Annotated in this window: 16 protein-coding genes; 2 read left to right on the top strand and 14 right to left on the bottom strand. The window is 28.4% G+C overall.

All coding sequences use genetic code 11. The features are described 5' to 3' along the window. The 14 genes from IX290_RS10740 to IX290_RS10675 all read right to left on the bottom strand — a co-directional run. On the bottom strand, positions 1 to 687 hold a 687-nt coding region (locus IX290_RS10740), incomplete at its 3' end, for a site-specific integrase (protein WP_211493187.1). A gap of 58 nt (positions 688 to 745) precedes the next feature. Next, on the bottom strand, positions 746 to 937 hold the full coding sequence (locus IX290_RS10735) for a hypothetical protein (protein ID WP_211493186.1): 192 nt from the start codon (positions 935 to 937) through the stop codon (positions 746 to 748). A gap of 95 nt (positions 938 to 1,032) precedes the next feature. Then, positions 1,033 to 1,521, bottom strand: a complete 489-nt coding sequence (locus IX290_RS10730) for a hypothetical protein (RefSeq protein WP_211493185.1) — start codon at positions 1,519 to 1,521, stop codon at positions 1,033 to 1,035. Positions 1,522 to 1,533: 12 nt separating this feature from the next. Next, positions 1,534 to 2,478 (bottom strand): DNA (cytosine-5-)-methyltransferase, encoded by a 945-nt coding sequence (gene dcm, locus IX290_RS10725; protein WP_211493184.1) that lies wholly within the window; start codon positions 2,476 to 2,478, stop codon positions 1,534 to 1,536. After that, a complete protein-coding gene (locus IX290_RS10720) occupies positions 2,479 to 3,204 on the bottom strand; it encodes a putative HNHc nuclease (protein ID WP_211493183.1) in 726 nt (241 codons plus the stop codon). A gap of 24 nt (positions 3,205 to 3,228) precedes the next feature. Then, positions 3,229 to 3,513 carry a DUF6275 family protein gene (locus IX290_RS10715; RefSeq protein WP_211493182.1) on the bottom strand — a complete coding sequence of 95 codons (285 nt, stop codon included), beginning with the start codon at positions 3,511 to 3,513 and terminating at the stop codon, positions 3,229 to 3,231. 10 nt (positions 3,514 to 3,523) lie between these two features. Beyond that, the gene (locus IX290_RS10710; RefSeq protein ID WP_211493181.1) at positions 3,524 to 3,910 is read right to left on the bottom strand and encodes a single-stranded DNA-binding protein; all 387 of its coding nucleotides are present in this window, start codon (positions 3,908 to 3,910) and stop codon (positions 3,524 to 3,526) included. A gap of 23 nt (positions 3,911 to 3,933) precedes the next feature. Then, entirely contained in the window at positions 3,934 to 4,164 is a 231-nt protein-coding gene (locus IX290_RS10705) for a hypothetical protein (RefSeq protein WP_211493180.1), read from the bottom strand. Beyond that, complete coding sequence (locus tag IX290_RS10700; protein ID WP_211493179.1) at positions 4,161 to 4,586, bottom strand: siphovirus Gp157 family protein; 426 nt, start codon at positions 4,584 to 4,586, stop codon at positions 4,161 to 4,163. Before IX290_RS10700 ends, IX290_RS10705 begins: the two co-directional genes overlap by 4 nt. Before the next feature lies 1 nt (position 4,587). Continuing rightward, positions 4,588 to 4,782: a hypothetical protein gene (locus tag IX290_RS10695; RefSeq protein WP_211493178.1), complete on the bottom strand. Its 195-nt coding sequence runs from the start codon at positions 4,780 to 4,782 to the stop codon at positions 4,588 to 4,590. Beyond that, the gene (locus IX290_RS10690) at positions 4,782 to 5,126 is read right to left on the bottom strand and encodes a hypothetical protein (protein WP_211493177.1); all 345 of its coding nucleotides are present in this window, start codon (positions 5,124 to 5,126) and stop codon (positions 4,782 to 4,784) included. The genes IX290_RS10695 and IX290_RS10690 overlap by 1 nt, the downstream gene beginning before the upstream one ends. Before the next feature lie 59 nt (positions 5,127 to 5,185). Then, a complete protein-coding gene (locus IX290_RS10685) occupies positions 5,186 to 5,887 on the bottom strand; it encodes a DUF1071 domain-containing protein (protein WP_211493176.1) in 702 nt (233 codons plus the stop codon). A 14-nt stretch (positions 5,888 to 5,901) separates the two neighbouring features. Beyond that, positions 5,902 to 6,276 (bottom strand): hypothetical protein, encoded by a 375-nt coding sequence (locus IX290_RS10680; RefSeq protein WP_211493175.1) that lies wholly within the window; start codon positions 6,274 to 6,276, stop codon positions 5,902 to 5,904. Positions 6,277 to 6,361: 85 nt separating this feature from the next. Further along, entirely contained in the window at positions 6,362 to 6,544 is a 183-nt protein-coding gene (locus tag IX290_RS10675; protein WP_211493174.1) for a hypothetical protein, read from the bottom strand. A gap of 278 nt (positions 6,545 to 6,822) precedes the next feature. Here IX290_RS10675 and IX290_RS10670 point away from each other — a divergent pair, with 278 nt between their 5' ends. After that, complete coding sequence (locus IX290_RS10670; RefSeq protein WP_211493173.1) at positions 6,823 to 7,503, top strand: S24 family peptidase; 681 nt, start codon at positions 6,823 to 6,825, stop codon at positions 7,501 to 7,503. 107 nt (positions 7,504 to 7,610) lie between these two features. Continuing rightward, the gene (locus IX290_RS10665) at positions 7,611 to 7,994 is read left to right on the top strand and encodes a hypothetical protein (RefSeq protein WP_211493172.1); all 384 of its coding nucleotides are present in this window, start codon (positions 7,611 to 7,613) and stop codon (positions 7,992 to 7,994) included. The last annotated feature ends 29 nt before the right edge of the window (positions 7,995 to 8,023 follow it).

The raw sequence follows: 8,023 nt of genomic DNA, 5'->3' as shown, positions 1-8,023 counted from the left end.
TTTAAAACTAGCAGTATCTAAATCTATATCTTCATTTTTTAAATTCAGAAGCTCATTTATTCTTAAACCTGTATAAATCAAAAGTAAGATACCAGTTACTGTATTATGAATTTTGTAATGCACATCTTTTTCCTCATATACACACCATAGTTTTCTAATTTCCCAATCTTGGAATATTTTTCTTTGTATCACTTTCTTATTTTTACCTAACTCAATAAATTGCACTTTATTGCTTTCTATTAAGTCATTAATCAAGGCATGGTTAAATATCATATTCAATCCACTTTTTAAAGCTGATTTATAAGCAAATGATTTTCCTTTGAATGTAGTGTCAAATAGATTTTGTAATTGTAATAATGTGATATCAATTATTCTGTAATCATATAATTCTTTAAGTTGATTTAGCCTTGACTCCCAAAGGCTTTTACTTTTTTCAGTATAAGACTCTTTCTTTGTGTTCCACCACATATTCATAAGTTCTTTAAATGTAATGTCATTAAATAACATAGGTTTGGCATTATATTTTAGTAGTGCTTCTTGCCCTTCTCTTTTGGTAGCATAAGTACCAATTGTTTTCCTAAGTTGCTTCCCTTCTTTATCATAACCAACAGTAATACGAGCAATCCATGGTTTACGTCTTTTGCCTGATAGTTTATAAACACTTCCCGCTCCATTTTCATTTTTCATAATTCCTCCTTTTAAAAAGAGGACTATTTCACTTTAAATAATAGCCCTCTTCTTACATTTAATCAACAAAATTATAAACCTTATTGAAATATGCCTTGCTAATTCTCCCTTGAAATAGGCATTTTTTGTTTATTCCATGTTGCTTAGCAAGTTCCTGGTTTAAATATTTAATTTTGTTATAAGCTGTTGATAAACTACAATTAAATATTTCAGCTACTTCTTTTGCCGTGTAGACTTCTATTTTATCCATTTAACCACCCTTTTATCATTTGTAATATATATGCTATAAAATTAAGTTCCATATATTCATAGTTCTTATATCTTTTCATTTTCATATGATCACTCCTACATTATCACTATTTCTTTTTCAAAGAAGTTGGAATAGTAGTTATAGGCCTTTATTAAATCATCAAATACAGGCTCTATTCCCATTTGCTGTACTGTTTTTTCGTATTTCTCCTGGATAACTATAAGGAATAAATCAATCATGTAGAAGTCATTAATAAAGTCTTCATATGGTAAATGCCTTTGAGCTTCATTTGAAAATGTTTGATAAGTCCCAGTTTTTTTATTCCTTCCTTTTAAAATGAAGTTATAATCTTTGACCTCATCAATAAATTTATCTCTATAAGTATATGTCACTGGTGTATTCTCATATTCTTTTTGAAGTTTATTAATAGCATTTTTAAAGGTATACATTGAATTTTTAAAGTTATCATTTAAATACCCATCATTTTCATTCAGTTCTTTATCCCAACCATCTACATGGTTGTTTATATAAACAGATAAACATCTTATTCCTGTAATAACTAACTGTTCTTTTTTACTTAACATAAATCCTCCTTTTTAAAAAAGTTCAGTTTTATTAGCTTTATTCATAAATAATTCTAAAAATATTTCTTGTAAAACATTTACTACTATACTATTTCCTGCCTGCTTATACATGATTGAAGATTGGAACTTGTCTTTAACTTTATGAACTTTTGCAGCTGCATAATAATCTTTATCATCAAAACCCATTAACCTCCAGCACTCAAGTTCAGTTAAGTACCGGTATTTATTATCTGCTAATTTAAATACTCCAGAATTAGGACTTCTTACCTGTTTTGTAGTTATACAAGTGCAATAATCTTTTATTATCACAGTAGTGTGATTTTTTGCATTTATTTTTTTAAGCATACTTGGTTGAGTAACTAAGTGTTTTTCTTTGTAGTCACTCATAAATTCTTTTATAGGTTTTAATTCCTTAGTTTTTAAATTGTTAAAACTGAATTCTTTAGATAGTGTGGATACAACATATATCCTATTTCTTGATTGAGGTATTCCAAAATCCAGGCTATTTAAGACTCTGTATTTATTTTTATATCCTAATTGTTCAAGTTTTAATAAATATTTAATAAAAGCATTTCTCATCTTAGGACTTAAAACATTTTTTACATTTTCCCATATTATTACTTCAGGTTTATTATTCCCCATTTGTTCTATTATTTCCAAGGTTTTAAACATTAAGGAACTTCTTGTTCCGCTTCCTTGTTCTCCACCCAATTGTTTTCCTGCTATGCTGAAATCTTGGCAAGGGCTACCGTGAACTAATAAATCTATTTTTATATCTTTAGGGATATAACTATTTATATCACATGGTTTATAATGTTCATCAAAGATAGCATTGTAGCTTTTTACTGCGTTGCTATCTATTTCCACATAATCAACGCTTTTAAATGGTATTCCTAAATTTTGGAGTGCCTTTCTTGGTGCACCAATCCCACCAAATAATTCAACAAACTTTATCAATTAATATTCCTCCTTAAAAGCCTTAAAATGATTTGGATAAATCTTTTTTAACTCCCTTACTAAATTTTCAGATAACCAAACACCATTGACATGGTATTTATTCTCAAAGTCCTTAATCCCAATTGTATGAAATTCTGTATGATGCTTTCTACATAATGGGATAAATCTAGTTTTTAATCCATCATCATGAGCATACCCACCAATACTTGCCACACTGTCCCAGTGATGCAAGTCAACATCATATGACCCACAAATTGGGCACCTTTTATTTAGTAAGCAAGCTAAAATATATCTTCTTATATCAGGGACTATATCTTTTGTTGATTTGTATTTTCTTTTATCCCCTTTACCTTCTGTTACTATCAAATTAAATCCATTATTTATTGAATGTTCAATGATGAATTGTATAAATTCTGTTGCTACTTGAAGAGAGCAGGCATCTTTTTTAAAAGGGGATATTGAAAAATACTCAATCTCTCTTTGGTTGCAAAATTCATTTTCAAGCACCTCTCTCATTTCCTCTCTTGTATATCCTGTCAAGTCGCCATATTCACCACATAGCACCCAAATTAATTTGGATTGGTCTAAGTTTAATCTATCGGTTTTTACAACCTTTATTTCACTCTTTTTTATTTTATTGATAACTTCTTTTATATCATCTAGTGTTTTATTAGAAGGAACATACAATTCAAGCTGTCCTTCATTTTCAATCAATTCAATATTCATATGTTCCTCCTATTAACTTAAAGTCTATTTAATTCTTTCTTCCTTAGCACATCCATAACTGTCTAAACATATATTTTCTTTTTTGTCGTATACATCCATATAAAATTCGCCTCTATCTCCATTAAGAGTGAATTCATAATAAAAAGCTCTCTTTTCATTGTTATTGGCACTTAATAAAGCCTTACCATTTTGAAGAGTTTTACAACTCCATACAATGTAAACATCACGTCTTCTTATTGTGTTTCCATTATTGCGTTCATATTCGTATACCTTTTCTTTTGCTAACTCTAAAAAGTCTTCGTAATTCATTTTTTACCTCCTAAAATGGAAATTCATCATCGTTTTTATTTACATTTTGCTTATTTTGTTCTGCTTCATAAACTGGTGGATTATCCTCTTTATCCTTTCTATTATCCAGGAATTCAATATTATCAACCATTACATCATAAGCCACTCTTTTTTCGCCATTTACCTCGTATTTACTCATTTGAAGTCTTCCAGTAACTCCAATTCTATTTCCTTTCGCAAGATATTTTTTCATCATTTCAGCAGTTTTTCCAAAAGTTACACAATTTATAAAATCTGTGTCATCTTTTTTAAGTGGTCTTGGAACTGCTAAAGAAAATCTGCAATAGGCTTTTCCGCTTTGACTATATTTAAGATCTAAATCTTTTGTTATTCTTCCAGTAAGTTGTATTGTATTCATTTTATAACCCTCCTTTTATTTTTTTAATAACACTCGTTTTTTTCATCCTGCGTTATTATTCTTTTTCTTAATAATTTTTTTAATCTATATACTTCTTCCTGTAATTTGTTTATTTTTTCTTCTTCTTTTTCTGCAACATTTAAACAATTTTTAAGTATTTCTAAATAAAATTCATCATAATTTATCCCGTTTTTTGTATTCTTTTTCATGAAATTAATAATATATTTAAGTTCTCCTTTTAGATTTAAACTCATTCATCCACCTTTATTTCTAATTTATATTTTGGATCTCTGACAATATCTATCCCACTTATTAAAACTCCAGTTTCTCGATATGCTTTGAGTATTTCAGATTTGTTTATTTCAACTTTAGTTCTTTTGTATTCGTCAGGTATTAGACTTTCGTCTTCTATCTTGACACTATCTCTAGAAGTATCTTTTAACTTGACTTTTACTCCATTTTTTTCAAATTCTGTATCGCCATTTTGTAACATCAAGTTTATTAGATTATATTCAAGCTCAGCATGTCTTTTTTTAATTGCTTCTAGGTTAGCTTTTGCAATCTGTAATTTTTTATATTCCTCTGTCTGCTCTAACTGTTCTTGAAGTTTTACGACTTCCAGTTCCTGAGTAACTATTTCTGATTTTGTAGCATTGTAAATAGTTAGACTATACATGTTATTCCCCCTCCACTTTTAAAATCTCCCAATTTATACTCAAGTAATCATTTTGCTTTGTTTTTCTATTTATTAAATTTTCAATATCTCTACTTGTCATGTCTTCGTTTATCTTGTAACATTCACATTCCAGGGTCTGACCTTCAGGATGACTTGACCCGTAAAATGAGTGCTTATTTACTTTTAAAATTAACATTATTCTTTCTCCTTTTCCTTTAGCAAATTTATTTTTTTAATATTGTGTTCTATACGTTCTTCTAAATAATTTATTCTTCGTATAATGTAATCGTATTGGTTAGTTTGTTTTAATTTTTCTATTATTTCTTCATAATTAGCATTTTCTTTTTTTAACTGTTCTATATAGTATTTATTATTTTCAAATTGTTTCACGAACACATATATCCCATTTAATCCTTGAATATCATGTTTAATTTCAGTTTTTTGTATTTGATAACCTTTGTTTAAATATTCCCAAATAAGTTCTTGTAATTCTTCCTCTTGTAAGCACAAAAATCTTTTAACTTTTACATCATAAGCCATTTTTATTCCTCCTTCTTTAATTAATTGTTAAGCCCCTCAATTCATGAGGGGTATAATAATTAATTAACTGGTTGTTGGAATATACCACCTATTTCATCTTTCCCTATGTTGTCAATTGCTTTTGCTTTCTTTCGCTCCTCTTCAAGTCTACCTTTTATCATTTTCAAGTCTTTATAGTTGCACTCTCCAAGATTTTTCTTTTTCAAGTAACCTAACATTTTTTCAAGTAAAGGATCATCAGCTTCAGTAAGTGTTTTAACTATTTCAGTTCTTAAACTGTCAGTTGCTGCTTTGTCTAAATCCTTTTTATTTACTTCTTTAGATTTGCTAGACTTACTAGGTTTATCGGGTTGCTTAACTGGTTGGTCTTCATCAAATTGTTTTAAATCCTCTCCGACATACAATGGCAATCCAATACCAAACATTGCAATATTCTTTGCAAGGCATCTCATTATATTGTCATTTACTTGTCTTGCATTTGGGGTATCAACTGCATTATGTTTATTGTCCATAATTGGTAATATCATGGCTTTAGACTCTCCAAACATAGTCACAATAGTTTTTACTATGTGTACTTTTCCACGACTGAAAAATGGAATACCGTCTTGGTCTTCAAGTATTTCATATTTCATAGTTGGGTCTTTTTCCATTGCTAATTTATAAGCTGTTGCCCAGCTTAAATAATTTAAGCCTTTATAGTCTTGTTCAATTTTATTTTGTAGGTCTATTTTGTAAAGTTCATCAAATTTTTCTAGTGTCATGTTATCCCACTCCTTTAATTTTTAAACCACTCTTCAAACTTTTCTGCATTTTCCAAATTGTCTACATTTTTATAGTTTTCAAATATCTTTTCTATTTCTTTTATTTCCCAGTCTTCCAGAATTCCGTCATTTATTAAGCCTTGCATCTGTTGCATGTATTTAGTTCTTAAATTGCATACTTGTTTAATTACTGCTTCCTCAGTTAGATCACATACCTTCATTTCCAGTAGGATATCTTCACCATTTTTACCGCCCAATCTAGTGTAGTAAGTACATAACCAGTCATTCATTTTCCACTCTTTTATAAGGCCTTTATCTTCTAATTTAAGAAGAGTTTTTAAACTATTAACTATTTGTTTCTTTCTGTCATCAAAGTTCTTTAAATACATATATAGCCCCCTTACAATTCAAATATAACTATTAATACAAGAGTTACCGCCAATACTGCAATTAACATGTTATTAAAAAAATCATTTACCACATTCTCATCTCCTCGGTTGCCTGGTCTATCAACTCTTCAGCGTTATATCCTTCCCATTCAAAGTTACCGACATTTAAATAGAATGTACCTCTAAGTTTATAAAACTTTACTTCCTGTCTTTCCCCTTGCGATTTAGCTAGTTCAAATAATTCTTCAATTTTTTCTGTTAATTCCATATTCTTGCCTCCTATAAATTTTTTAAGCTGGTAAATGTAATTTTATTGGCATCTTTTCCAAGTTCTTTTAAAAGTTCAATTAATTTCTTTAAATCTGATAGCTTCATAATATCTCCTCTTTAGTTGTTATTTAACAACTTAATTGATAAAAAAAATATAATTTTCTATTGCTTATAACCTATTATATAATTTCAGTTGTTAATTGTCAACTGTTTTTTTGAAATATATTGATAAATATCAACTACCACTATATAATATAAGTAGGTAGGAGGGTAGTTATGGAAAAGAAGACTTTTGAACTTACAGAAAAAGAAGCTATTGAGTTAGGAAATTTTTTAAAAGAAAAAAGAGAAAATTTAGGATATAGCACAAATTATATGAATTTACTTACTGGAATAGATAAAGGAGATATTTCCAGAATTGAAAATGGTAAAAAGAAAAAAATAAATCCTTTACACTTAAAAGAAATAGCAATTGCATTAAAAATAAATCAGATAGATTTATTTAAAAAGATAGGTTTTATTGACCATGATGCCGTTACTTCGTATAAAAGCGATATATTAATCAAAGTGCCAGTCATGGCAGTTGCGAGTGCAGGAACTGGTCAATTAAATTATCAGGCTGCCCCAATAAAACATATTACAATTCCTAAAAATGGGTATAATGATAGGACATATGTAATTCAGGTTGAAGGGGACAGTATGGAGCCAGTCATAAAAGATGGATCATATATAGTTGTGGATCCCGATGATACAGAAATAATTGATGAAAAAATTTATGTTGTAAATTATGATGGGGCTATATACATAAAAAGATTGGTAATTAACAACAATATTAAAGCTATAATTTTAAAAAGCATAAATCCAATTTATGAAGATAAATATATTACTGAGGAGATGTTACCTGATTTTAAAGTTGTTGGTAGAGCAATAGAGATCATTTATAAAAATAAGCTATAAATAATCTAGGAGGGAATATGATTAAGCATTTACTTATTGGATGTCTTATTTTGTTTGGTTTAAACTTACTTTTACATTTACAGTAATTTATTAATTATGGAGGCATTATGAAGGATAAGTATCTAGCATTTGATTTATATTGTTTACTGTATCTCTTTTTTTTCTTACTGCATGGACTAATATCTGGATATAGTTTTATTTCAAAAATTATATCTATTATTTGGATTATTATCCCTATAATATCAGGGATAATATTATTCAATCTTCATAAAAACTTAAATATTAAGAAAATGTTAATAATTGCAATTCCTGGGATTTTTATAATTAGAATTGGTTGCATGTATTTATTAGAAAGCGATACAATGCTATTTTATTCTGTTTTTTATAGGCATTTCCTAAGAGATTATTCAACATATGATATAGTATTGCCAATTATAATTGAGGGATTGATATTCCAGTATGCTTTTTATACAGCACAAAAAACTAAATAATATAGAATATGAGAAGATTATATCTTCTC

Source organism: Fusobacterium sp. DD2 (genome assembly GCF_018205345.1).
In the GTDB taxonomy this organism is placed as follows: Bacteria; Fusobacteriota; Fusobacteriia; order Fusobacteriales; family Fusobacteriaceae; genus Fusobacterium_A.
Note: the sequence above shows the minus strand (reverse complement) of the source record. Positions and strands in the feature narration are given on the sequence as shown.